A 23,070-nucleotide genomic window follows, 5' to 3' on the forward strand; every position below is an offset into this window, starting at 1 on the left:
TATTTCTGCGTTAGGGATTGAAACGTAAAGCCCGCAACGCAGCGTAGCGCAGTGAGGACTTGCAGTGGAAAGCCCGACCCGCAGGGTAACGCCCCAATTTTTAACCATCTTTTTCTTATAACCGATAAAACAACAAACATGAAAAAAAATTTACTTCAACTGAATGTGTGTATGGCGGCAAGCAATGGCCATACAGCAAAAGCCAAAACTACTTTTCCAGGATTGATGCTCTTGTTTTTATTATGCTGCTCTTTTGCCATTCAACAGGTGCAGGCACAGGGTACCTGGTCTACAGTAACCAATATTTGCCCGGCGGCTAATGCTGGTGTAATGCTGATATTATCTGACGGGACAGTGATGTGTAAAACATCTGCAGGTGGTACAGATGGCATTGGTAATACCTGGTATCGTTTAAAACCAGATGCTACAGGCAGTTATATTAATGGCACCTGGTCGCCATTAAACCCAATGATTAATACCCGTTTATATTTTTCGTCTCAGGTATTAAAAGATGGCAGGGTATACGTAGCCGGTGGTGAATATGGAACCGGTGGATCTCAGGGCGAAACTTATAACCCTTTAACCAATACATGGACTGCTGCACCGCCACCGGGTGCTTTTTTAAGCGATGCCAATTCGGCTATTTTACCTAATGGAAAAGTATTACAGGCCATGGTAACTGGCAATTTAAAACCCAATAAAATTTATGACCCGGTTACCAATACTTATGCAGCTGGGCCTTCCTGTTTGGGGATACATAACGAATCTACCTGGGTAAAGCTGCCAGATGAAAGTATTTTACAGGTTGATAGAAATGCTGTTACCTCTGAACGGTATATTCCATCGCTTAACCAATGGGTAGCCGATGCTAATGTTCCCGTTTCTTTATACGACCCTTTTGGTCTTGAAACAGGGGCTGGTTTATTATTACCTGATGGCAGGGCTTTTTATATAGGTTCTACCGGCCATACAGCGTATTACACGCCATCTGGTTCTGCAGCACCTGGTAGCTGGGCTGCCGGTCCGGATTTTCCAAATGCACAGGGTGCACCAGATGCCCCTGCGGCTATGATGGTAAATGGTAAAGTTTTATGTACTGTTTCTCCGGCGCCAACATCCGCCAACCATTTCCCTTCACCTACTTCTTTTTATGAGTTTGATTATTTAACCAATACTTTTCTTAGGTTAAATGCCCCTACCGGCGGATTAACCTACAATGCACCTTGCTATGTATCTAATATGGTAGATTTACCAGATGGCAAAGTATTAGTGTCTTTCCAGGGCTCTTCCACTTATTATGTATATACGCCTGCAGGTGCAGCAATAGCTGCTGGTAAGCCAACATTAAGTACTATTAAAAAAGTAGCTGGGTCCAAATCGTACAGAATAACCGGCAAATTATTTAATGGAATTTCAGAAGGTGCCTGTTATGGTGACGACTGGCAAATGGCCAGCAATTATCCTTTGCTTAGAATTACTGCAGGTGCCAATGTTTTTTATGCCCGTACTTTTAACTGGAACAGTACCGGTGTTATGCGCGGTGCGGCGGCTGATACAGCTTTCTTTACCCTGCCTGCAGGTTTAACAGCGGGGCCTTATTCTATTTCAGTAGTTGCCAATGGTATTGCTTCTACACCAGTTGTGGTGCCAGCAAGTGCCTTTAGCAGTAACACTCCTGAAATTGCCATTACCTCTGCCGAAACAGCAGCAGCTATAACTGCACAGGTAACCGATGTTAAAGCAGCGGCAGTATATCCTAACCCGGCTAAAAATCAAACCAATCTGCAATTTACTTTAGCGCAATCTACACATGTGGCTGTTAAAGTGTACGATATGAGTGGTAAAGAAAATATGACTGTTGTAAACAGCGATTTGCAGCAAGGGTACCATTCCCTACCGGTTAATACCAGCAGGTTAACCAGTGGTTTATATATGATTAGAATGATTACAAATACCGGTGTTACCAATGTTAAACTGGTAGTACAATAAATAATTACATGTCTTTTACAAAAGCTACCGCAATATTTGCGGTGGCTTTTTATTGATATATATCCAATACAATTTATGTACTTAGCTATTGTACTGCTATTAAGCTGCTCTTGCCACGCTCGGTTCAGGGTTCAACCCTTGTGGCAACAAAATACAACAGCCTAAGATTTGTCGATTTTTACAAAGCCGCATGAATAGTTTTATTTTCTTTGCGCCAATGCAGCTTACAGCCAATATACAGCAGTTTATTTTTGGAGCAACCACCATACAAGTGTATGTGCCAGATGCCATTATAATGCAGCAATGGTATACACATATGCAACAACAAAATGCCAATGCACCTTCGCCATATTGGTCGCAGGTTTGGCCAGCTGCAAAGGCATTATGCCAATTTTTATCAAATGAACCACATTGGGTAAACAATAAAACTGTACTGGAACTGGCTGCGGGGCTGGGTTTACCATCTATGCTAAGTGCGCAATGGGCCCAATCTATTATATGCAGCGATTATATACCCGAAGCGGTAGAGATGATGCGGCAGTCTATTTCACTTATGCAATTAAAAAATGTAGAAGCCATTGTACTTGATTGGAACCAACTGCCGCCAACTCTTGGTACCGAGGTGCTTTTACTAAGTGATATTAATTACGAACCTGCCGCTTTTGCCAATATTTTAGGTGTAATAGAGCAATTTTTACAGGCAGGTACAACCATATTGTTAAGCACACCCCAAAGGTTAATGGCAAAACCGTTTATAGCTCAGTTATTACCCTATTGCATTTTACAGCAAGAAACAATTGTTACCGATGTTACACCACATGTTGTATGTAGCATAATGGTATTACAAAAAACTAAAGCACCAATTGGGTAAATAGTTGTTGCAGCATGGCATTTGCATCTGAGCAAAATCCGGGGTGAACTTTAGAAGTTTGTACCACGGTACTGCGTGTGGCTGTTAACCAGCGAAAACGTTCGGGAATGGGTAATTGGGCAATGGGGCTACTCCCGGGTAAGCCTGCACATATTCCTTCTAATGCGGCCAGGTAATGTTCAATAGTTTCTATATCCAGTGCATTGTTAAAGCCGCACAATTTTTCTTTGTTCAGCTGATAGCGTACCTGTAAATATTTCAATTTGGCACAATACAATATTACGCCCACATTCATAAACTCTTCGCGTTCTACCAATGGCACAACGCGAATAACGGCATACTCAAATAAGTGTTTCTCTTGCATCTTGGGCTGCTTTTACAAAATTGGCTGAATGTGCAATTCTATCAGTTAAAAACCTGGCATATGCCTGCCTGTGTGCTTCCGCACTTTCAAAAACAGGTTCATTACCCAGCCATGCATCAGGTATTAATTGTACAATTTCCTGTATTCTTTTTGGTGATAACAGGATGGTGAGTTGCTGGTTAACCGCATCCAGCTCACTGGCAAAAGGTAATAATACATGGTTCTTAACCAGTGCAAAAGGTTTGGTAATCTGCTCCTCCCAATTAGCCCAGTTATGATGAAAGTACAAAGCTGCACCATGATCAATCAACCACAATTCCCTGTGCCATATCAGCATATTGGTGTTACGGCTGGTACGGTCAACATTGGTAATTAAACAATCCAGCCATACAATTATAGATGCAGTTGTGGCGTCAATGGCAGTAGCAGCCGGGTCAAAAGTGATAGCGCCTGATAAATAATGTAAGGCCAGGTTAAGTCCAACACTTGCCTTTAGCAAATCCTGAATTTCTTCATCGGGTTCTGCCCGGCCATAGGCTTCATCCAGGATCGCAAAAACAATTTCTGGTACTTTTAAGCCCAACGTACGGGCAATTTCTCCACCAATTAATTCTGCTATCAATGCTTTAATTCCTTGCCCTGCCCCGCGGAATTTTAATACATACATAAATCCATCATCGGCTTCGGTAATGGCAGGCATAGAACCACCTTCTCTTAAAGGCGTAATATACCGGGTTACTGTAACAGTTCTTATTTCAGTTTCTTGTGTATGCATATGTATAGTAAAACCAAAATCAAATTGTAATAAATTAATAATAAAAACCGCGTTCTACATTATAATATAAAATTAGTGTTTAGCTGTGTTAAATTGCAATATCGGCCAAGGTATAGTTATGGCTTACTTATCCATTTAAGTAAATTAAAAGTCAGGCTGTTATCCCGGCAAAATACACGTGGCATCATTACTTGCGTCGCACACTTGTGCGTTCGGTAATACTATGCAGCTAATAAAAGGCATAAAAAATTGCTATAATAAAATTTACCAATTGCCTCAAAATAGTATCAATATTGCCCGGTACTCAACAGCACTAAAGTACAGGCTTCTACAGGCTCAATTCCATTATTAACAGCCAGTGTAGCCAGTTCATCATTTTCGGCACCGGGATTAAAAATAATGCGTTTGGGGTGTAGCGATAAGATGTAATCGTAATACGCTTTTTGATGTATGGGATTAAGGTAAACTGTAACCGTATCTATATCAGTTAAGGCTGGCAGATTATTGATGATGGGTGTTGTATTTATATTACCTTCTTTTTTGCCTATGGCCACCACAGGATGTTGATGGGCCAATAATTTGTTTACTGCCAGATAGCTATATCTTGATGGATTTTCAGAGGCTCCCAATACTACTGTTTTCTTTTGCGGTGTCATTCAACAAAAATTTCTTATAAAGATACAGGTAATACAGGGCAGTAAAAAAACTGCCGGTCATTGCTGTTCCAATCATCATCATGGCTACGGTATTATCTGCAAAATTGCGGAAGAGAAAGCCTGAGAAAAAAACAATAAGGCAAGCGCCGGCACAAAGCCAGTATATTTTTAAAATTGTTTTGGCATTGTTTGCATTTTTAGCTGTAAAAACAATGGCGCTTATCAATTGCCAAATACCTAAAGGCAACAATAAAAACAAGGCAAGAAATATATATCCACTTTCGAAAATTGCAGCTGCTGCGGCCACTAATGCCACTACAATTAACAGAATTTGCCCGTAAAAGTCTATTTTTCTTAGCATGTTTTTATTTTAATGTAAGTTCTGTTTATTGCAGGAGAATAGTATAAGTAGTATTGGGTATTTTTAAAATACAAACATTTAATTAGCTTTCCAATTAATAAGGGGTTTATAAAACGTTTTATCTTATTTTATCCGATCAACTTAAATTAAGTAAATGAAAAAAATTCAACTGCTTCTGTTGTTGCTTTTCCTTTATATAGGTGCATACAGCCAGCCACTTTTTTCTGCTATTGCAGAAAAGGATACTGTTAAAGCAGTTGAACTGCTAAAATCAGGCGAAAATATTAATCTGCTTAACAGTTATGGCTCTACCGTTTTAATGCAAAGCTGCCGGTATGGCTATGATACGGTTATGGAAAAATTTCTTTTGCAACATGGTGCTAATCCAGATAATCCACGATCTCCAAAAGGCAGAACCACACTAATAATTGCCTCTGCCTATTATGGTGGTATACCCATGGTGCGTTTATTATTGCAGTATGGTGCCGATATTAATGCTGTTACCAACGATGGAGTAACTGCACTAATGATGGCAGCCCAAAGTGCCAAATCTGATTTGGTAGCCTATTTATTAGAACACGGTGCAATTGCTGCTGCCAAAGATGCGCAGGGAAAAACAGCACTTGATTATGCCAATAAAGCACAGGTTGATGAGTATACGATAAAATCTATGCCTGAAAGCAAAGTTGATAAAGCCGCTACCATTGCTATTCTGCTAAAAGCGACCGGAAATAAACCTTAGCTTATTTTTCTCCTGCTGTATTTGTTGGCGTACAAGTGTGCGACGCAACAAAGCTGTATTGTTTTGCTATTGCCGGGGCCATCATTGAATTTAAAATTGCCACAGTTTGCGCCCCAATACGCTAACAGGCGAACCTGAAGCGAGGAAAACAGAACTGGGTGGTTGTTGCAGGAACGGCGTAAATGCTGGTCCGTAAAGGCTTGATACATCGCAATTAACCTGATGACTGAGCACCTGATGCAAAGCCCATGGCGGATGCACTACCTGATATTCAGAGGTGGTATCTGCTGATACTTTTGTGTAACCCCAATAATGTTCGGTTATAAAATTTTCTTCACTTCCGGCTGGTGCCAAAAAGGTATTGGTTGTTGCCACCGCAGCAATTTGATTCCATTGTTTATTATGTTTAAACCCATAGGAAACCTTTATAGTTTCTTCACTTTGCAATATTTGATGTTGCATGGGATGGTAATAATAATGCTCTCCATACAACAATTTTGCTACCGCACAAATCATTCTGCGGGGAACAATTTCTTTTATAAAAACCACTCCTCTTTTTGTTGTGTTATCCTGATTAAATGTTACGTAGAACCTGAGATTAAATTCCTCGAAGTTGGTATGGAAAGGAATAGGAATTCCTTTTATTCGTGTATCAAGAAACATAAAGCCAACCAGGCTAACAAAGCATTGATTATTCCAGCAATCAACCTGTGTGCCTTTGGGTAAATAAGGGGTTAGTATATCAGGATTAACTGTATAATTTATAAATAATAATTGTTTCCAGTGGGCGGTGAGAAATGTTTTTTTCATAATAATTTACTTAAAAAATACTAATGGCCTTACGCGGCAGTGATGCTACAATATTTTCTATTGCATCATTTAGTTGTGGGTATTGAAAAGTAAAACCATTTTGCAGCAATTTGGTTGGCAATACCCACCGACTTTTTAATAGTAGTTCTGTTTCTGTACCAATAATTGCAGCACCTGCTTTTAATACCCATGTAAATGCAGGGATGGCAAATTTTTGACCAATGGCTGCACACAGGCTTTGCATAAAGTATTTATTTGTTACAGGATTAGGGCTACTGATATTGAATACGCCTTCCAGGTTTGTATGCTGCCAAAAAAATGCTATGCACCTGCATACATCATTAATATGTACCCAGCTATACATCTGTTTACCATTTCCCTGATAGCCACCCAAACCAAACTTAGCTAAGTGTAGATAAGGCATCAAAACACCTCCCACACCAAGCGTAATGGCAGCACGCAGCGCAATTTTTCTTGTAAAGGCAGTTCTTTGACTAAAGAATGCCTCCTCCCATTTTTTGCAAACCTGTACACTAAAATCATCCTGAATTTCACCATTGTATTCATCCTGCGGTTGATCTGTTGCATGCCTGTAAATGGTAGCTGACGATGCATTGAGCCATAATTTGGGCGGTACTACTACCTGCTGAATCGCATGGCCAATAGCAAGTGTGGCGTTTACTCTGCTGTTTAGTATTTCCTGTTTGTTTTTATTGTTATAACGGCAGTTAACACTTTTGCCAGTAAGATTAATTACAATATCACAGCCATCAATTTCTTTACACCATTCGCCGGGGTCTTTGCCATTCCACTCGACATATTTGCATTGATTGGTTGGCTGGGTAGTTAAGCCATATGTGTTATTATCTGGTTTATTAGTGTTACGGGTAAGAATAGTAATGGTATTCTCGTTTCCAAAATAAGCAGCCAATGCAGTGCCGATAAAACCCGTGCCCCCAGCAATTACAATTTTTTTGTTTGTGATTGCGCCTATTTTAATTGTGATAATGGCCTTCGCATATGGTGCTCTGTTTCATCAAAGCATAAATAGGTATACCATATTGCCATAAAAGGTGAAATATATAATAGCAGGTAAAATATCAGTAACAGTTGTGGAATTAAAATACCTGTTAACGCTATTAGAAGTATTATGTAAACAGAATTATGATAATACCTTCTTCTGCTGCCTTTGGCTGTAAAACTTCCTGCGTATTCATGTAATAGCATACTTAGCAATTGCCAGCCGCCTACCAAAAAGTAGCCAACAAATAAAATAGTAGCCTCTTGAGTTATTGCTATGTGTAAAATAATATAGCTCATTAGCATTAATTGCAATATCCAGTCGGCACGTTTATAGCTTTTCATAATTATTATATTATTGGTTGGTGGGTTGAATGGTACGATTGCCTATATGTAATTCATCCTGCGCTCTTTTTCTAAGTTTGAAAAATATAAGCAGGTTAAAGAAATGCATAACTCCGAGAATCAGAATAATGCATCCAACTTTGATGCTTAATCTTTCTATTACTCCCTGAATATTGGCAATGCTATCTTCCTCCTGTAGCGTAAATACAGCATACCCGATATTGATAAGGTAAAACCCTACCAGTAAAAGATTATTTACACTGTCGGATAAGATTTTATTGCCATGAAAAATATCAATCAGAAAAACTTTGCCGTTGTTGAACAGGGTTTTGGCCACCCAAATAGTAAGCGAAATGGTAATGGCTAAATAAATGCAGTAGGTAAGAATAATGTAGTTCATGTTAATTGATTTTAGTTTTATATATATGATAGTTTCAGAAAAATATGAAAATATAGCCTTTAAAAAAACCGGGTAACCCGGTAGTTTAAAGCTGTTTTGCTTATTTCAGCAGTTTAATAAAACTGCTCCAAAACCAGTTTTCTTCTGCTTTAATCATTACATCCATTGTTTTCTCAGCTTGTGCGGCAAACTTTTTAATGCTTTCAATGGTTTCTGTAAAAGCTTTTATTTCTGCATTTCGTTTATCACCTTCCACATCCGACAGTTGATTAAGCACTTTAATCATGGGGTCCAGCTCCCGTTTTTTGCGTTGATACATAATACAGGTAGCCACTTTCCATATATCCTTTTCGGCAGCAAAATATTCTTTCCTGTCGCCTTGTATAATTACTTTATCTACCAATTGCCAATTCATCAATTCGCGGACATTCATATTTGCATTACCCCGGCTAATACTAAGCTCCTCCATAATGTTATCGGTACTTAAAGGTTCGCCGGCAATCAGTAATAAAGCATGCACCTGGGCCATCGTTCTGTTAATACCCCATTGGGTGGCTAAAATACCCCAGCTTTGAATAAACTGCTGTTTGGCCTCATTCAATTTCATACCGTAAAGCTATGCATCATTTCTGAACTTTCAAAATATATTGAAACTTATTTTACCGGCTATTTATTATATGGCATCTTCGTTGTGTCACTCACTTGTACTGCACCGTTTTGGGCGGCAGGTAGAAGAACAGCAAAAATTGTATAAATAATGTGAATATGCCAGCCTTTTTAATGGCATTTAAAATAATCAAAAGGTTCTTTACAGTCATCGCATTTATACAATGCTTTACAGGCCGTAGATCCAAACTGACTAATAAGCTGGGTATGGTAGGAATTGCATAGGGGGCATTGTATACTTTCTTCCTGTTGAAAGCTTTGCGGGGTGCAAACTGCCTGTGTGGTATTTGGGGGCGCAATACCATAGGCTTTTAATTTTTGTTTACCGCTTTCACTCATCCAATCGGTTGTCCACGCAGGCGATAACACTTGCTTAATTTCAATATGTTTAAAACCGTTTTCCAGTAATGCCATACGGATACCCATACTCATTACATCCATGGCAGGGCAGCCGGTATAAGTTGGTGTAATAGTTATTTGTAAGCGGTGTTCAACTATGTCAATATGCCTTATAATTCCCAAATCTATCACAGTTAAAACAGGTACTTCAGGGTCTGCCACCTGTTCCAGTATTTTCCACGCAGCTTTTATTTGTATTGTATCGGCATCCATTTGTTGTAAGTGTTGTGAAATTATTTGCTGCTATTTAATCTAAAAGTACAAGTGTGCGACGCAAGTAAAGCAACATTCATTTTCTGCTGCCGGGCAACAAATTATTTACCATTCGCAATTGGGGTAAATTCTTTGCATATACTGCAACTCGGCCAAAATACGACCCAAATATTCTGTGTGCCTGCCTGTTTTACCGCCGGTTTGCATCCATCCGGTATCAGTTGGCAGTGCCAGGGTTGCTTCAGAAAAAGTATTTTCTATGGTTGTAATCCATTCCTGTTGTAACTTTTCTACACCGGTAATAATGCCTTGATTTTGTATTTCGGTTTCGTAAGGGGCAGGTAAAAACAATTCGCCTGTAAACATCCACAAATCCTGTATTGCATTTACCATTCTTGCATGGCTTTCTGCTGTACCATCGCCCAGCCTTATTACCCACTCGCTGCTCCAGCGCAAATGATAGGTTACTTCTTTAACTGCTTTGGAAGCGATGGCTGCTAATTGGTGATCAGTACTTTTCGCTAATTGCCGGTACAGCAGGTATTGGTAGGCACTAAAAATAAACTGGCGTAATATGGTTACTGCCCAATCTCCCTTTGGTTGTTCTGCCAGTAAACAGTTTTTAAATTCGTTTTCATTTCTGTGATAAGCCAGTTTATCCTCTGAAGCGGTACCACCTATAAGTATTGCTGCATATTGGTAAAAATTTCTCGCCTGGCCCAGCAGGTCTAAAGAAATATTGGTAATGGCAATATCCTGTTCCAGCACGGGGCCATGCCCACACCATTCGCTGTTTCTTTGCGAAAGTATTAAGGCATTATCTGCCAGGTGCAGTGTATAATGTATTAGTGAATCGGTATGTAGCATTGATCCGTTACTGATCATTGTTGTAAGCATATTAGTGAGCCGGTGGCTAAGAATTGGTTAAGCATTTACATATGTTTTACTGCATCGGGTAAATCATAAAATGTAGGATGCCGGTAAGCTTTGTCGCTGGCTGGGTCGTATAAACTTTCAGCTTCATCGGGGTTGCTGGCATGTATATAAGTGCTTTCTACTACCCAAATACTCACGCCTTCCATACGGCGCGTATACACATCCCGTGCATTTTCAATGGCCATTTGTGCATCAGCAGCATGCAGGCTGCCCACATGTTTATGATCTAACCCTTGCTTGCTGCGTATAAATACTTCCCATAATGGCCAATCGTGGCCAATATTACTTGTGGCCTGTATTATTTCTTTTGGCGCATTTGCAGAAACATCTGCTGCACTTTCACCAAAATCTCCATAATACTGTTTGGTTATCCTGATCATCATACAATATATTTAAGCGGCTTCTAAGCCATTGTTGGTTTTTAGTTTCTTTTTATTGGCATAGGCGGCAGCGGCTTCTCTAACCCAGGCGCCCTCGTCCCAGGCGTTTTTGCGGGCTTCTATTCTTTGTTTGTTACAGGGTCCATTTCCTTTCACTACATTCCAGAATTCGTTCCAGTCAATTTCACCAAAATCATAATGTTGCCGGCTTTCATTCCATTTAAGGTCGGGGTCGGGCAATGTCATACCCAATACTTTTACCTGTTCAGCAATCATATCAATAAATTTCTGGCGCAGCTCATCGTTGCTCATGCGCTTAATTTTCCATTTCATGCTTTGATCGGAGTGGGTAGATTCACCATCCCTGGGGCCAAACATCATTAGCGATGGCCACCACCAGCGGTTAATAGCATCCTGGCACATGGCTTTTTGTTCAGCTGTGCCACGCGATAAAACCAGCAAAATTTCAAATCCCTGGCGTTGATGAAAACTTTCTTCCCGGCATATACGCACCATGGCACGGGCATAAGGGCCGTAACTGGTTCTGCACAACATTACCTGATTAATAATGGCAGCCCCATCTACCAGCCAACCAATGGCACCCATATCGGCCCAGCTGGTGGTAGGATAATTAAAAATGGAGCTATATTTAGCCTTACCGCTATGCAAATCATTAATCGTTTCTTCCCGCGAGGTGCCAAGGGTTTCAGCAGCTGAGTACAGGTATAAACCATGGCCGGCTTCATCCTGCACTTTGGCAATTAAAATTGCTTTGCGTTTTAACGATGGTGCACGGCTTATCCAGTTGCCTTCGGGCAGCATACCTACAATTTCGCTATGGGCATGCTGGCTAATTTGCCTAACCAGATTTTTACGGTAGGCATCCGGCATCCAGTCGCGTGGTTCTATTTTTATTTCTTCCTCAATTTTGTCAAGGAAAACTTTTTCAAGATCATGTATTTGCATACAATTTATTTTGTCAGCGGTTACTAAATTATCAATATTTACGCAAATGGGCGGTTCACTGTTTTATGTGCCAGGCTTTTATAGCCCTATTCATCGCCTCTTGCGTCGCACTCTTGTGCAATTGGAACCATATTGAGCTAAAAAGCTATTTATACTTACTCTTTGCCGCTTTTGCTGCCACCTTTGTTGCAGTACAAGTGTGCGACGCAAGTGTGCACCATTAAACTTCAAAAGCCAGGTTCAAAAACTCAAATAATAGCTTTCATCTCGGCGCTAACATTTGTTAGCAATGTAAATATACTTACTAGCCCCGCAGTTTACAGTGCTGTGTTGAAGTTTAAGGTATAATTTATGCCTTTTTGCCCTTTTGCGGCAGGTTTTGGTATCGATTATCTTGTTTAATTGGCTGCGCTATATTTATTAACTTTGCAGCCTTTAAAATTTAGGAACATTAAGTGCGAAGGTTATGAGTGCAACATACAGAGAGTTTTCAGGATTGAACCTGCCGGCAATAGAACAGGAAATATTGGCCAAATGGAACCGGGAGCAGGCTTTTGAACTAAGCGTATCGCTTAGGGAAGGTGCCACACCCTTTGTGTTTTATGAAGGGCCACCCAGTGCCAATGGTATGCCCGGTATTCACCACGTAATTTCCCGTACGCTAAAGGATATGGTGTGCCGTTATAAAACCATGCAGGGTTTTCAGGTAAAACGTAAAGGTGGCTGGGATACGCATGGATTGCCAGTTGAGCTGGGTGTTGAAAAAGAATTGGGTATTACCAAGGAAGATATTGGCAAAAAAATATCGGTTGAAGAGTACAATCAAAAGTGCAGAGAAGCCGTACTGCGCTATAAAGACAAATGGGATGAAATAACCATGAAAATGGGTTATTGGGTTGATTTAAATGACCCCTATATTACTTTTGAAAACAACTATATTGAAACGCTCTGGTGGATTTTAAGTCAGCTTTATAAAAAAGGCTTGCTATACCAAAGTGTTAGTATACAACCGTATTCGCCGGCTGCAGGCACCGGTTTAAGCTCTCATGAATTAAACCAGCCCGGTACTTATAAGGATGTAAAAGATACCAGTGCAGTGGCCATGTTTAAAGTAGTAGAGAATGAGCAAAGCCGCTTTTTATTTGATGTTGCCAAGGATTCAGAACTGTTTTTTCTGGCCTGGACAACCACGCCTTGGACCTTACCATCCAACCTGGGTTTAACTGTAGGCCCCAATATTGATTATGTGCTGGTTAAAACTTTTAATCCCTATACTCATTTACCCGTTACGGTTATACTTGCAAAAGCTTTATTGGGCAAATATTTTAAGGAAGAAGGAGAAAATGGCGATTTTGAAAATTATAACGAAACAGTTAAACTGTTGCCATGGTCAATACTTCACCAATGCAAAGGTGCAGATTTGGAAGGTTGCCGTTACGAGCAATTAATGCCTTATGAAGCCAATAGTGCCGCCAATGCCGGTGGCGACCCTTTTAGAATTATATCTGGTGATTTTGTAACCACCGAAGATGGTACCGGTATTGTGCACACCGCCCCGGCTTTTGGAGCAGATGACTATAAAGTGGGTAAAAAATATGGAATTGGTATTTTAACCATGGTTGACCGCCAGGGCAAATTTGTAGATGGTTTGGGTGAGTTTAGCAATCGTTATGTAAAAAACTATAAAGATGATCCGGCCTATGTTGATGTGAATGTGGATATATGCGTGAAACTAAAAAAAGAGAACAGGGCATTTAAAGTTGAGAAATACGAACATAGCTACCCACATTGCTGGAGAACAGATAAACCCATTCTTTATTATCCGCTGGATGCATGGTTTATAAAAACTACCGCCTTAAAAGATAGAATGGTAGAATTAAATAAAACCATAAACTGGAAACCCAAATCAACCGGCGAAGGCCGTTTTGGCAATTGGTTAGAGAATATGGTAGACTGGAACCTGAGCCGCAGCCGGTTTTGGGGCACCCCATTACCTGTATGGCGCAGCGAGGATGGAAGTGAAGAAACTTGTATTGGTTCCATAGAAGAACTAAATGAAGGCATACGTGAAGCCAGTAAAGTTTTGGGTGGCGATGTAAACAAAAACTATTTACACGAGGGGATTTTGGATTTACATAAACCTTTTGTAGATGATATTATTCTGGTAAGTGCTACTGGTAAACCCATGAAAAGGGTGCCAGACCTGATAGATGTTTGGTTTGATAGTGGCGCAATGCCCTATGCCCAATGGCATTATCCTTTTGAAAATAAAGATCTGGTAGATAAAGGTGCTGCCTTTCCTGCAGATTTTATTTGTGAAGGGGTAGACCAAACCCGTGGTTGGTTTTATACATTACACACACTGGCAGTATTATTATTTGATAGCGTTGCTTATAAATCTGTTGTATCCAATGGCTTGGTGTTGGATAAGAACGGCAATAAAATGAGTAAACGCCTGGGGAATGTGGTAAACCCGTTTGAAACTATTGAAAAATTTGGCGCAGATGCCACCCGTTGGTACCTGATTACCAATGCTTCTCCCTGGGATAACCTGAAATTTGATATGGATGGTATTAAAGAGGTACAACGCAAATTCTTTGGTACCCTGTATAATACCTATCAGTTTTTTGCTTTATATGCCAATGTAGATGGTTTTTCATTTGCTGAAACTTATATACCGGTGAGAGACAGGCCCGAAATAGACCGTTGGATATTATCATCCCTAAATACCCTGATACAAAAAGTAACAGCCTATATGGATGATTACGAGCCTACGCTGGCCGGCAGGGCGGTAGAATCTTTTGTGGATGAGCAGCTAAGTAACTGGTATGTGCGTTTATGCCGCCGCCGTTTTTGGAAAGGGGAATATGAACATGATAAAATCTGTGCGTATCAAACCCTGTACGAATGTCTTGAAACAGTAGTTAGGCTTATTGCACCTATTTCACCATTTTTTAGTGATGCTGTTTTTAATAACCTGAATGAGGGCACTAAACGATTTACTGCAGCCTCTATACACCATGTACAATTTCCGGTAGCCGATGCTACCGTGATTGACAACTTATTAGAAGAAAGGATGCAACTGGCACAGGATGCTTCTTCGCTGGTATTATCGCTGCGCAAAAAGGTAAATATTAAAGTTCGCCAGCCATTACAGAAAGTGTTGATTCCGGTTTTAAATCCAGATATGAAAATTCAGCTGGAAAAGGTAGAAGACCTGCTGAAGGCGGAAGTAAACGTGAAGGAAATTGCCTATATCACCGAAACTGAGGGCTTTATCAAAAAGAAAATAAAGGCCAACTTTAAATCGCTTGGAGCTAAACTGGGCGGTAAAATGAAAGCGGCCAATGCAGCCATTGTCGCTTTTACACAACATGAAATAGCCGCCATTGAAAAAGATGGCTCCATAAATATCACTATCGACAATGAACCTATTGCTATTTCTATTGCTGATGTAGAAATAGCTGCAGAAGATATTCCAGGCTGGAGCGTAGCTTCCAAAGGCAGCCTAACCGTTGCGCTTGATATAATTATTAGTGAAGCACTTAAAATGGAAGGAGATGCCCGTGAGTTTGTAAATCGTGTACAAAATATTAGAAAAGAGAATGGTTTTGATTTAACAGACCGTATATTCGTAGAAATGCTTGAATACGGCGCTATCATGCCGTCCATTAATGAATTTAAAAACTATATTTGCGCGGAAATTTTAGCTGATGACCTTGTTTGGGTTACTAAAATGGAGGATAGTACCGAAATTGAGGTTAATGAAATGCTTTTACAAGTGCGAGTAACAAAAAAACGCTAAGCGTATGGCTACCAAAAAACCTGTGGCAAAAAAAGCTGCAAAAGCTGCCGTTAAAGTGTCTACATCTAAACAAGTAGTTAAACCGGCTGCAAAAGCAGCACCAGCAAAAAAAGCTGCCCCGGCAAAAGCAGCCCCTGTAAAAGCTGCGCCTCCTAAAAAAGCCGCAGCCAAGGTTGTTACCCCAGTAAAAAAGGCCGCATCAAAAGCTGCCCCGGTTAGCAAGGTAGCTGCTGCCAAACCAGCACCTGCTAAAGCAGCACCAGCAAAAAAAGCACCTGCCAAGCCAGCTAAAGTGGAAAAAGTAGAGCAAACAAAAGTTGTAAAAAAACAAGAAACACCTGTGCCAAAAAAAGTAGAGACAGCAAAAACATCAGAAGTAAAGCCGGTAGCAAAAGCAAAACCTGCTAAACAAGAACCTATTAAAGAGGTGAAAATCCCAAAAACAACCGTTAAAACCAGCGTACCTTACGAGCCAGTATACACCCCCCTGGAAAAAAGGGTAGAAAATACAAAGCCAAGCGAACCTTTGGTAAGATATAGTGATGGTGACTTAAACGATTTCAGAGACCTGATTAATAAAAAAATGGAAGCCGCCAAAAAGGAACTGGCTTATTTGCAGGGTCTTATTACGCGGAAAGACGATATGGGAAGCGATGATAACGATAACCGTTATATGACAATGGAAGACGGTAGCATGAGCATGGAAAGAGAACAACTTAGCCAAATGGCCAGCCGCCAGATAACCTATATAGATCATTTGGAAAAAGCCATTATCAGAATTGAAAATAAAACCTATGGTATTTGCCGCGTAACAGGTAAACTAATTGACAAAGCCCGTTTACGTGCTGTACCACATGCCACATTAAGTTTAGAAGCAAAGCTTGGTTTGGTAAAATCAGTTGAACAATAGTATTGTAAATTTTTTTTATAAAAGAAAGGCTACCTATACTGGTAGCCTTTCTTTTTTTATGAGAATTTTTTTGAAGTCAGCATTAGTTCAATGGGCATCGCCGCTTGCCACGCTCGGTTCAAGGTTCCACTTTTATGGCAGCAAAGGCAAGTATCAGGCTATATAATAAAAAACAACCTGCAATTCTTACTTGCTATGGTAGTTCAAAACTGTCGCCGCTGCTGTAAATACTAAACTGTACATCATTGAATTTTATAATACCGTTGGCCAGCACTTTTAAGTTTTTTGGCTGTACAAAACGAATTACCTGACTTTCACCTGTAACAGTAATTTTTTTCTGGTGTACAATTATTGCGGTGGCTTCGTCAATTCCAATAAAGTTATAGGTTGGAAAGGCGGCCAGCGCCGACAATAACCTGTTATATCGGCTGCGCACAATAAAGTGCTGGTCTACAATTACTGAATCTAATAAACCCAATCCTTCGGCTATTTCAATATTCTTGTCAATTAACACGTCAAAAGTGGCACTATAACTGGTATCGCCCAGTAAATGGTTGCCGGTAATCATTTTTTTACTCATTACGGCTGCACCTGCACTGGTACCGGCAATGGTAGCACCGGCCTGGTAAGCATTATGTATAGCTGTATAAATGGGTGTATGCAACACAATATTCATAAACCGGGTTTGGTCGCCACCGGTAATAAATATTAGTTTGGCATGGGCCAAAGAATCTAACCACTGGGTATTATTCGCACTTTCTTTTGTAAAATTTATGTTGGCAATAGTGTTTTTACATAAACGCTGCATTTGCTTGGCAAAGTACCAGTATGAGGTATCGGGTTCGGCACCAGACATAGGTAATACTACCATATAATCATTTGTACCCAGTTTTGAAGTGGCTAACATGGTGTTCATTAATTCATCTGAACGGTTGCCGCCGCCTATAATAAATAAATTGCCTTTGGGTATTTTTTGCTGGCCAAAAGAAATTACAGGTAATACAACTAATAGGAATAGTAATAAAAACAAGCTTGATTTTATTTGCATAATCAGGATTTTAAAGAATGATTAATGCAAATGTAAGTAGTGGCTATATAGGTTTTATAGAATCTATATAGTTAGGTTTTTTGTATAGAAAGCCGCCTTTTGTGATACAGTACAAGAGTGCGACGCAAGTGATGCCTCATTGAAAAACTATCGCCAGGCTAATAATAAAAATCCATAACGGCATTGGTACCATAGGTTTTATGCGGCTGAATAGACACGCCTATGGCGGTGTAATCGCCCAGGCAAATATACCGGTGGCCTAATGAGGCTACGCCGTCATCTATCAATAGCGCCATAATAATATCGAGTGGATTGCTATATCCATAATCGCAACACTCACCATAAAAATGTTTTAATTGCTCGCATTTATCGGTGTCTCTGGTATGGCCTGTATACCCTGTTAAACCTGAATTATAGGCATGGCACTGGGCACTTACATAACACAAAGAGTCGGGCGCCAAAATTTTAAGTGGTTGCAGTTTACTCATGGTATCTACCAGCGAAGTATAATAATTGGAGTTTTTTAGATACCCCTTATTATTGATAATGGGGTATTTGGCTACCACCGTTTTACAAAAAAGCTTTGGATTAATACGTGCCAGGTTTAGAATATAAATAAGTTCTTTTTCAGATGCACTGAGGTATTTTGCATTTTTGGCAGTATTACAAACAGCATATTTGGCATTATTCCATTCTTCGCCATAGGCACTTAATGGAGAAATAGCGAGGGCCGGAGGCTTTGGTGAAAAACTGCTAACAATTAACAAGGTCGTTAGTACAAATACGGAAAATACTAATTTTTTATACAGGTACATACTGCAGGGTTTTGTGTAATTAGTACGCATTTAAAGGGTAATTATTGCCCGATTGTATGGGATAGGATATTTTTTAACAAAATCATTTTTTCTTTAAGGGGGTTAGTAAATAGTCAAGGCCGTTTAGTTTTATTTCGTACATCGTTGCCAGTAAAACACCAATTCTGCCTTTTGGAAAGCCTTTACGCTGGTGCCATTCTAAATAGTACACGGGTATATTACAAATAAGCGTGTCCTTATACTTACCAAATGGCATTTTAACAGATACCAGCTCTAATAAAAGGCCCGCATCGGGCATGGGTAATGGTAATGACATATTGCTAAGAATGTATAAGTGCTGGTATATTGTTGTAGTGCCAAATATAATACTCCCTTGCCTTTTTGGTTACAAAGCCTGTTAAGAATTAAAATACCTGCAAGCTTTTGCCGCTACATGCCTTGTATAGCTTACCTTTGTGGTTCTTGGCTATATGATGTAAGGCATATTCGCACTATTACAAGTGACAATTACACGTTCATCTGTTTTATTACTTTGGCCTTTTTTACAGGAATTAATTCCATCTAAAATAAAATATTATGTATACAACAACCTGGAGCAAGTATCTGCCCGTGATTAGGATTCTTTTGAAGCGATCAGTAACTGAAGCGCAAACATTATCTCTTAACAGAATTGATTTTGAAAGAGCCGGCAGTGGCCGTAAAGCAGGTTATAAATTTACCATCGAGTTTACAAAGGGTAAAGTGGCTAATTTAATCAGTAGTTCACTATTGGCCAGCGATTTGGCAACTGTAATGCTTGCCGATGAAATTATTTTCCAGTTAATACAGGAAAACAATTACGAAATATCTCTAAATACCCGTTTTCAACTTAGTTTAAAACATTGCGGTAAAATAAATGCCCCGGAAATAGCTGAAGAAGAAGCTATGCCTGCATAAGATATACAAGTACAAGTGCAAAGCACCAATAGAAACATTACATGATATTTCTTTTGGTGCTTTTATTTTTTAAAAATGGTCGGTTAAAGCCCATTACGGGTGATTATTAGATTAGCTCTCCTGTTCAAAATACAATTTATAATAATGTTTGCCGCTCATTTCATCATAACCCTTTTCTACCAGGTCTCTACGGCCATGAATATAAATATGAAAATTTTTATCCAGCTTTAGCACGGTTTTAAAAACCTTGGCCTGTTTTTTAACTGCTGCCAGATTGATATCAAATTCATTTTCTATGGTAAAGTTTTTAGCGGTTTCGTAGGTTTGTTTATACTCCATAAAGCTGTCAACCACTTCGGTGTGGTGCAAAATTTCTTTGGTAAATTCATCCATACTAAACTGCTCTTTGGTTTTAAAATAGTCCATAGAGCGGTTTAACAAATCAATTTGCTCGCTTTTATTTACTTCAAATTTTTCGGCATATTCATTGGTTATAAACTGTTTGCATAACCCCAGGTATTTATCGGTATTATGATAACTATCTGCATAGGGAGTAACCTGTAAAAATTCATTTACCCAATATTGCGCATCGTTTTGTTTGTTGGTGGCATCAACCACACAAACATGATATCCCTGCCCTTTATTTTTTCTAAAAATCAGGCAGCCCTTATCAACCTTATTAATATTAATGCCTTCTTCCTGAATTACTTCCCAGCTTTGGCCGTGCTGAAATACCTTTAAAAATGTTTCTTTGGTTTCGCTTTTAAAAATACCCAGCGCCTGTACATACTCGTTACCAAAGGGCACCTGATCGAACAAAGCAATATACATTTCGCCTTCTTTTACTTTTACATGGGTGCTTTTGGTATATAAAAAATGGGCCAGCAAAGCGGTATTAGGCACAAAACTGTCTGGTTTTTCAAAAATGGCCGAAGCATAGGTATATACTTCGTTCATATTTACATCGCTTAAATGGGTAAAATGGTATTGCTCATGCTCGTTAAACGCACCCAAAAAATATTTGGTTAACAGTTTTTGAACATCGGTATCGTTTAACGATAAGGTGTTTGCCGATAATTTTAATTCCTCGCCACGGGTGGGATTGCCCACTTTGTGTACCATTACTTCTTTTAAAACAACGCTGTCTATCCCTGTCATAATGCCGCGAAGATAAGTTGCAGAATGTTTTGGTCACCAACTGCCGGTACATTAATGCAGCTTTACTTGCCACGCTCGGTTCAGGGTTCCTCTTTATGGCATCAACCAAAATGTAGCGGTGCGGCGTAGCATAACCGTTTTACCGGAAACTCCATTTTGTTAATTACATAAAAGTTACAGTTGCCATTAGTTACGGCAGTACAAGAGTGCGACGCAAGTAAAGCCCAATAAATGAAATTTTGCCGGGTCCAACATAGCATTTGCCCAAAGTATACCCTGCATTGGGTATATTATGTAACATCTTTCTGTAGCACCTTTATATAGTATTTATACTCCTTTCTACGGCCGTTTAAACTACTTAAAAGCACCATATAAAAGCTACCTGCAACGGTAGCTTTTTATAGTTTAAGGCCATAATTGGTAAATGAGGTAAAACCCACATTACGGGTTTATCATCTTATCTTTACGTATTACTTAAAAAATTAAGCATTTATATTTTGACATTTAAAGATTTTGGTTTTGATGAAAGGCTGCTGGAAGGAATTGAAGCTATGGGTTATGAGCAGGCCACCCCGGTACAGGAACAGGTAATACCTTCTATATTGGCCGGCAAGGATATTATCGCATCGGCACAAACAGGCACTGGCAAAACAGCCGCTTTTTTATTACCCGTATTAAACAAATTACTTACCGAGCCACACGAATCAAATCAGGTAAACGCCCTGATTATTGTACCCACCCGTGAGCTGGCCATACAAATAGCCCAAACGCTGGAAGGCATTTCTTATTTTACTTCGGTAAGCTCTATCCCCGTTTATGGCGGAGGCGATGGCAGTTTGTTTACAGCTGAGAAAAAAGCTTTATCCACCGGGGTAGACTTTGTTATTTGTACCCCCGGCCGTATGATTGCCCATTTAAATATGGGTTATGTAAAACTGGCTGGTTTACGTTATCTTATTTTAGACGAGGCCGACCGTATGCTGGATATGGGCTTTCATGATGATATTGAAAAAATAATTTCGTTTTTACCTAAAAAGCGCCAAAACCTCTTGTTCTCGGCAACCATGCCTTATAAAATGAGGGATTTGGCCCGTAAAATTCTTCATAACCCCGAGGAAATAAATATTGCCATTTCAAGGCCACCCGAGAAAATTGTGCAGGAAGCATTTGTGGTATACGAACCCCAAAAAATACCGCTGGTAAAACATGTTTTACAACAAAAAGAGTTTAATAGTGTGTTGATCTTTTGTTCTAAAAAGCAAAATGTAAAAGCCCTAACCCGCGAACTAAAAAGGGCCAAATTACCGGCCGAAGAAATACATTCAGACTTGCTGCAGGAACAAAGAGAACAGGTGCTAATGGATTTTAAAAGTAAGCGATTACGCATTTTGGTGGCAACCGATCTTTTATCCCGTGGTATAGATATTGAAGATATAGACCTGGTAATAAATTTTGATGTACCAAACGATGGTGAAGATTATGTACACCGAATTGGCCGTACGGCGCGTGCTGCCAGCGAAGGCACAGCTTATACATTTATTATAGAAAAAGAGCAAAGCAAATTTGCCCGTATAGAGCAGCTGATTGGTAAAGAAGTACCCAAAGCAGTAGTACCCGAAGCACTGGGACCAACACCTGCTTATTCACCAAGAACAGCCAGGTCGGGCAATTCACCACAAAACCGCAGATATGGCGGTGGTAAACCAAAACATGGTAATAACCGGCCAAGACCAAATAATAACAGGCCACAATAATACATTTAAACAAAAAGGCCCTGCAAACTGCAGGGCCTTTTTGTTTGTTTAGATGCTATGGTTTATTAGCTGCTTCTATGGCTTTATTGCATTCATCTATAAATTGTAAAATTTCGTCACGCCCTGTTTTCTTTTCGGCACTGGTAATAAACTGGCGGGGTAAAAACTGCCAGCTTTCTCTAAGTTTATCAGCAAAAGCTTTCACATTGCGCTCTACAACAGCTGGTTTTTCTTTATCAGCCTTTGTAAATACCAGTGTAAAAGGTATTTCCCATTTACCCAGGTTATGTATAAACTCCAAATCATTGGCCTGGGGGCTATGGCGGGCATCAATTAGTATAAATACATTTACCAGGTTTTCGCGTTTACGCAAATAATTTTCAATCATCTGTTCCCATTGGCGGCGCTGGCTTTGAGAAATTTTTGCATATCCATAGCCCGGCAAATCCACTATGTACCAGGATTTATTAATCAAAAAATGGTTAATTATTTTGGTTTTTCCCGGCGTAGCCGATGTTTTGGCCAGTTTTTCCCGATTACATAGCATATTAATAAGCGAGGATTTGCCCACATTACTGCGGCCAATAAAAGCATATTCAGGCTTATCGGGCTTGGGGCAAGTTTCTACTGTTGGGCTCGATATAACATATAAAGCTTCTTTTATAATCATATGCAAAGTAACAGAAAAGGGTTTACAGCTTTATCATTACTGTAAACCCTTTTACCCAATAGTTTCTTTAACCTTTATTTA

General features: G+C 39.7%; 25 protein-coding genes. 7 read left to right on the forward strand and 18 right to left on the reverse strand.

Annotated features, from left to right (window positions below):
* Positions 1–138: 138 nt before the first annotated feature.
* Together GD597_RS15300 and GD597_RS15305 are read left to right on the forward strand one after the other, a co-directional pair.
* Positions 139–1,989, forward strand: a complete 1,851-nt coding sequence (locus tag GD597_RS15300; protein ID WP_171608764.1) for a T9SS type A sorting domain-containing protein — start codon at positions 139–141, stop codon at positions 1,987–1,989.
* 190 nt (positions 1,990–2,179) lie between these two features.
* On the forward strand, positions 2,180–2,860 hold the full coding sequence (locus tag GD597_RS15305; RefSeq protein WP_171608765.1) for a class I SAM-dependent methyltransferase: 681 nt from the start codon (positions 2,180–2,182) through the stop codon (positions 2,858–2,860).
* Here the strand turns inward: GD597_RS15305 and GD597_RS15310 are convergent.
* The 4 genes from GD597_RS15310 to GD597_RS15325 all read right to left on the reverse strand — a co-directional run bounded on the left by GD597_RS15310 (position 2,841) and on the right by GD597_RS15325 (position 5,016).
* Positions 2,841–3,224, reverse strand: a complete 384-nt coding sequence (locus GD597_RS15310; RefSeq protein WP_171608766.1) for a DUF3037 domain-containing protein — start codon at positions 3,222–3,224, stop codon at positions 2,841–2,843. The genes GD597_RS15305 and GD597_RS15310 overlap by 20 nt on opposite strands.
* Positions 3,202–3,999: a HipA family kinase gene (locus tag GD597_RS15315; protein WP_171608767.1), complete on the reverse strand. Its 798-nt coding sequence runs from the start codon at positions 3,997–3,999 to the stop codon at positions 3,202–3,204. Before GD597_RS15315 ends, GD597_RS15310 begins: the two co-directional genes overlap by 23 nt.
* 287 nt (positions 4,000–4,286) lie before the next feature.
* Positions 4,287–4,655: a CoA-binding protein gene (locus GD597_RS15320; protein ID WP_171608768.1), complete on the reverse strand. Its 369-nt coding sequence runs from the start codon at positions 4,653–4,655 to the stop codon at positions 4,287–4,289.
* The gene (locus GD597_RS15325; protein ID WP_171608769.1) at positions 4,615–5,016 is read right to left on the reverse strand and encodes a hypothetical protein; all 402 of its coding nucleotides are present in this window, start codon (positions 5,014–5,016) and stop codon (positions 4,615–4,617) included. The genes GD597_RS15320 and GD597_RS15325 overlap by 41 nt, the downstream gene beginning before the upstream one ends.
* Positions 5,017–5,170: 154 nt before the next feature.
* Here GD597_RS15325 and GD597_RS15330 point away from each other — a divergent pair, with 154 nt between their 5' ends.
* On the forward strand, positions 5,171–5,758 hold the full coding sequence (locus GD597_RS15330; RefSeq protein WP_171608770.1) for an ankyrin repeat domain-containing protein: 588 nt from the start codon (positions 5,171–5,173) through the stop codon (positions 5,756–5,758).
* A 90-nt stretch (positions 5,759–5,848) separates the two neighbouring features.
* Here the strand turns inward: GD597_RS15330 and GD597_RS15335 are convergent, their stop codons facing one another.
* From GD597_RS15335 to paaA, 9 genes are all read right to left on the reverse strand, one after another.
* A complete protein-coding gene (locus GD597_RS15335) occupies positions 5,849–6,568 on the reverse strand; it encodes a YqjF family protein (RefSeq protein ID WP_171608771.1) in 720 nt (239 codons plus the stop codon).
* 10 nt (positions 6,569–6,578) lie between these two features.
* On the reverse strand, positions 6,579–7,577 hold the full coding sequence (locus tag GD597_RS15340; protein ID WP_317170316.1) for a TIGR01777 family oxidoreductase: 999 nt from the start codon (positions 7,575–7,577) through the stop codon (positions 6,579–6,581).
* Entirely contained in the window at positions 7,559–7,933 is a 375-nt protein-coding gene (locus GD597_RS15345) for a hypothetical protein (protein WP_171608772.1), read from the reverse strand. The genes GD597_RS15340 and GD597_RS15345 overlap by 19 nt, the downstream gene beginning before the upstream one ends.
* A gap of 10 nt (positions 7,934–7,943) precedes the next feature.
* Positions 7,944–8,333: a hypothetical protein gene (locus tag GD597_RS15350; protein ID WP_171608773.1), complete on the reverse strand. Its 390-nt coding sequence runs from the start codon at positions 8,331–8,333 to the stop codon at positions 7,944–7,946.
* 100 nt (positions 8,334–8,433) lie between these two features.
* Positions 8,434–8,940, reverse strand: a complete 507-nt coding sequence (locus GD597_RS15355) for a GbsR/MarR family transcriptional regulator (RefSeq protein ID WP_171608774.1) — start codon at positions 8,938–8,940, stop codon at positions 8,434–8,436.
* Positions 8,941–9,110: 170 nt separating this feature from the next.
* Positions 9,111–9,611, reverse strand: coding sequence for a 1,2-phenylacetyl-CoA epoxidase subunit PaaD (gene paaD / locus GD597_RS15360; RefSeq protein ID WP_171608775.1), 501 nt, complete (start codon positions 9,609–9,611; stop codon positions 9,111–9,113).
* A 105-nt stretch (positions 9,612–9,716) separates the two neighbouring features.
* Positions 9,717–10,496: a 1,2-phenylacetyl-CoA epoxidase subunit PaaC gene (paaC, locus tag GD597_RS15365; protein WP_235954317.1), complete on the reverse strand. Its 780-nt coding sequence runs from the start codon at positions 10,494–10,496 to the stop codon at positions 9,717–9,719.
* 47 nt (positions 10,497–10,543) lie between these two features.
* Positions 10,544–10,930 carry a 1,2-phenylacetyl-CoA epoxidase subunit PaaB gene (paaB, locus tag GD597_RS15370; RefSeq protein WP_171608776.1) on the reverse strand — a complete coding sequence of 129 codons (387 nt, stop codon included), beginning with the start codon at positions 10,928–10,930 and terminating at the stop codon, positions 10,544–10,546.
* Positions 10,931–10,939: 9 nt separating this feature from the next.
* Positions 10,940–11,893, reverse strand: coding sequence for a 1,2-phenylacetyl-CoA epoxidase subunit PaaA (gene paaA, locus GD597_RS15375; RefSeq protein WP_171608777.1), 954 nt, complete (start codon positions 11,891–11,893; stop codon positions 10,940–10,942).
* Between the two features lie 466 nt (positions 11,894–12,359).
* Between paaA and ileS the strand changes: the two genes are divergently transcribed.
* A complete protein-coding gene (gene ileS / locus GD597_RS15380) occupies positions 12,360–15,698 on the forward strand; it encodes an isoleucine--tRNA ligase (RefSeq protein ID WP_171608778.1) in 3,339 nt (1,112 codons plus the stop codon).
* Between the two features lie 4 nt (positions 15,699–15,702).
* A complete protein-coding gene (locus GD597_RS15385; protein WP_171608779.1) occupies positions 15,703–16,608 on the forward strand; it encodes a TraR/DksA family transcriptional regulator in 906 nt (301 codons plus the stop codon).
* Positions 16,609–16,801: 193 nt separating this feature from the next.
* On the opposite strand, the gene GD597_RS15390 is transcribed toward GD597_RS15385, so the two are convergent.
* The 3 genes from GD597_RS15390 to GD597_RS15400 form a co-directional block, all read right to left on the reverse strand.
* Positions 16,802–17,656: a cyanophycinase gene (locus GD597_RS15390; protein WP_171608780.1), complete on the reverse strand. Its 855-nt coding sequence runs from the start codon at positions 17,654–17,656 to the stop codon at positions 16,802–16,804.
* Positions 17,657–17,814: 158 nt separating this feature from the next.
* The gene (locus GD597_RS15395) at positions 17,815–18,471 is read right to left on the reverse strand and encodes a CAP domain-containing protein (RefSeq protein ID WP_171608781.1); all 657 of its coding nucleotides are present in this window, start codon (positions 18,469–18,471) and stop codon (positions 17,815–17,817) included.
* An 82-nt stretch (positions 18,472–18,553) separates the two neighbouring features.
* Positions 18,554–18,787 carry a DUF3820 family protein gene (locus GD597_RS15400; RefSeq protein ID WP_171608782.1) on the reverse strand — a complete coding sequence of 78 codons (234 nt, stop codon included), beginning with the start codon at positions 18,785–18,787 and terminating at the stop codon, positions 18,554–18,556.
* A gap of 260 nt (positions 18,788–19,047) precedes the next feature.
* Here GD597_RS15400 and GD597_RS15405 point away from each other — a divergent pair, with 260 nt between their 5' ends.
* Positions 19,048–19,407: a hypothetical protein gene (locus tag GD597_RS15405; RefSeq protein WP_171608783.1), complete on the forward strand. Its 360-nt coding sequence runs from the start codon at positions 19,048–19,050 to the stop codon at positions 19,405–19,407.
* 111 nt (positions 19,408–19,518) lie between these two features.
* On the opposite strand, the gene GD597_RS15410 is transcribed toward GD597_RS15405, so the two are convergent.
* Complete coding sequence (locus GD597_RS15410; protein ID WP_171608784.1) at positions 19,519–20,565, reverse strand: nucleoid-associated protein; 1,047 nt, start codon at positions 20,563–20,565, stop codon at positions 19,519–19,521.
* 497 nt (positions 20,566–21,062) lie between these two features.
* Between GD597_RS15410 and GD597_RS15415 the strand changes: the two genes are divergently transcribed.
* Entirely contained in the window at positions 21,063–22,319 is a 1,257-nt protein-coding gene (locus GD597_RS15415) for a DEAD/DEAH box helicase (protein WP_171608785.1), read from the forward strand.
* 55 nt (positions 22,320–22,374) lie between these two features.
* On the opposite strand, the gene yihA is transcribed toward GD597_RS15415, so the two are convergent.
* Entirely contained in the window at positions 22,375–22,989 is a 615-nt protein-coding gene (gene yihA / locus GD597_RS15420; RefSeq protein ID WP_171608786.1) for a ribosome biogenesis GTP-binding protein YihA/YsxC, read from the reverse strand.
* Between the last annotated feature and the right edge of the window lie 81 nt (positions 22,990–23,070).

Source organism: Limnovirga soli (assembly GCF_013106755.1).
GTDB classification, from domain to species: domain Bacteria; phylum Bacteroidota; class Bacteroidia; order Chitinophagales; family Chitinophagaceae; genus Limnovirga; species Limnovirga soli.

Excerpts from the sequence above, each read along its gene's own strand:
- GD597_RS15300 (WP_171608764.1), top strand. The coding sequence starts at position 139 with ATGAAAAAAAATTTACTTCAACTGAATGTGTGTATGGCGGCAAGCAAT.
- GD597_RS15305 (WP_171608765.1), top strand. The coding sequence starts at position 2,180 with ATGAATAGTTTTATTTTCTTTGCGCCAATGCAGCTTACAGCCAATATA.
- GD597_RS15310 (WP_171608766.1), bottom strand. The coding sequence starts at position 3,224 with ATGCAAGAGAAACACTTATTTGAGTATGCCGTTATTCGCGTTGTGCCA.
- GD597_RS15315 (WP_171608767.1), bottom strand. The coding sequence starts at position 3,999 with ATGCATACACAAGAAACTGAAATAAGAACTGTTACAGTAACCCGGTAT.
- GD597_RS15320 (WP_171608768.1), bottom strand. The coding sequence starts at position 4,655 with ATGACACCGCAAAAGAAAACAGTAGTATTGGGAGCCTCTGAAAATCCA.
- GD597_RS15325 (WP_171608769.1), bottom strand. The coding sequence starts at position 5,016 with ATGCTAAGAAAAATAGACTTTTACGGGCAAATTCTGTTAATTGTAGTG.
- GD597_RS15330 (WP_171608770.1), top strand. The coding sequence starts at position 5,171 with ATGAAAAAAATTCAACTGCTTCTGTTGTTGCTTTTCCTTTATATAGGT.
- GD597_RS15335 (WP_171608771.1), bottom strand. The coding sequence starts at position 6,568 with ATGAAAAAAACATTTCTCACCGCCCACTGGAAACAATTATTATTTATA.
- GD597_RS15345 (WP_171608772.1), bottom strand. The coding sequence starts at position 7,933 with ATGAAAAGCTATAAACGTGCCGACTGGATATTGCAATTAATGCTAATG.
- GD597_RS15350 (WP_171608773.1), bottom strand. The coding sequence starts at position 8,333 with ATGAACTACATTATTCTTACCTACTGCATTTATTTAGCCATTACCATT.
- GD597_RS15355 (WP_171608774.1), bottom strand. The coding sequence starts at position 8,940 with ATGAAATTGAATGAGGCCAAACAGCAGTTTATTCAAAGCTGGGGTATT.
- paaD (WP_171608775.1), bottom strand. The coding sequence starts at position 9,611 with ATGGATGCCGATACAATACAAATAAAAGCTGCGTGGAAAATACTGGAA.
- paaC (WP_235954317.1), bottom strand. The coding sequence starts at position 10,496 with ATGATCAGTAACGGATCAATGCTACATACCGATTCACTAATACATTAT.
- paaB (WP_171608776.1), bottom strand. The coding sequence starts at position 10,930 with ATGATGATCAGGATAACCAAACAGTATTATGGAGATTTTGGTGAAAGT.
- paaA (WP_171608777.1), bottom strand. The coding sequence starts at position 11,893 with ATGCAAATACATGATCTTGAAAAAGTTTTCCTTGACAAAATTGAGGAA.
- ileS (WP_171608778.1), top strand. The coding sequence starts at position 12,360 with ATGAGTGCAACATACAGAGAGTTTTCAGGATTGAACCTGCCGGCAATA.
- GD597_RS15385 (WP_171608779.1), top strand. The coding sequence starts at position 15,703 with ATGGCTACCAAAAAACCTGTGGCAAAAAAAGCTGCAAAAGCTGCCGTT.
- GD597_RS15390 (WP_171608780.1), bottom strand. The coding sequence starts at position 17,656 with ATGCAAATAAAATCAAGCTTGTTTTTATTACTATTCCTATTAGTTGTA.
- GD597_RS15395 (WP_171608781.1), bottom strand. The coding sequence starts at position 18,471 with ATGTACCTGTATAAAAAATTAGTATTTTCCGTATTTGTACTAACGACC.
- GD597_RS15400 (WP_171608782.1), bottom strand. The coding sequence starts at position 18,787 with ATGTCATTACCATTACCCATGCCCGATGCGGGCCTTTTATTAGAGCTG.
- GD597_RS15405 (WP_171608783.1), top strand. The coding sequence starts at position 19,048 with ATGTATACAACAACCTGGAGCAAGTATCTGCCCGTGATTAGGATTCTT.
- GD597_RS15410 (WP_171608784.1), bottom strand. The coding sequence starts at position 20,565 with ATGACAGGGATAGACAGCGTTGTTTTAAAAGAAGTAATGGTACACAAA.
- yihA (WP_171608786.1), bottom strand. The coding sequence starts at position 22,989 with ATGATTATAAAAGAAGCTTTATATGTTATATCGAGCCCAACAGTAGAA.